1 protein-coding gene is annotated in these 560 nt (G+C 65.4%); it reads right to left on the bottom strand.

Annotation, left to right across the window (positions count from 1 at the left end; all coding sequences use genetic code 11):
- Nucleotides 1-560 (bottom strand): AMP-binding protein (locus ACWTU8_RS32045; RefSeq protein WP_455851282.1); only part of this gene is annotated, 560 nt, incomplete at both ends.

The following is a 560-nucleotide window of genomic DNA, read 5'->3' as shown; positions in this document are numbered from 1 at the left end:
CATGTAGTCCGGCAGGCGTCGCTTCATCGTCTGGGCGAGATCGGCGCGCGAGAGCGCCGGCTGGCCAGCCTTGGGCGCGTAATAGGCGACGAGTTCGACGCGGCCGGGCTCGATCTCCCAGGTGGTGACGGCGGCCTGCGCGATCTCGGGCTGGTCCAGCAGCACCGCCTCGATCTCGCCGAGCTCGATGCGATAGCCGCGGATCTTCACCTGGGTGTCGATACGCCCGGCATATTCGATCTCGCTATCGCCGTTGATCCGGCCAAGGTCGCCCGTGCGGTAGATGCGCTGCGAGGGGTTGTTCGGCAGGCCGATGAAATCGGCGATGAACTTCTGTTCCGTCAGGTCTTGCCTGTTGAGGTAACCGACGGCGAGCCCGATTCCGGCAATGCCGATCTCGCCCAGTTCGCCAGGTTCGGCCAGTTCCGGCAGCGACGGGTCGAGAATGACGATGGAATAGGTGGGCAGCGGCGCGCCGATGGTGACGGGCTTGTCTGGCGTCAGCGCGCCCATCGTTGCCGTGACGGTCGCTTCCGTCGGGCCATAGGTGTTGAGGATCT

It is taken from the genome of Mesorhizobium sp. BHbdii (assembly GCF_053848045.1).
Note: the sequence above shows the minus strand (reverse complement) of the source record. Positions and strands in the feature narration are given on the sequence as shown.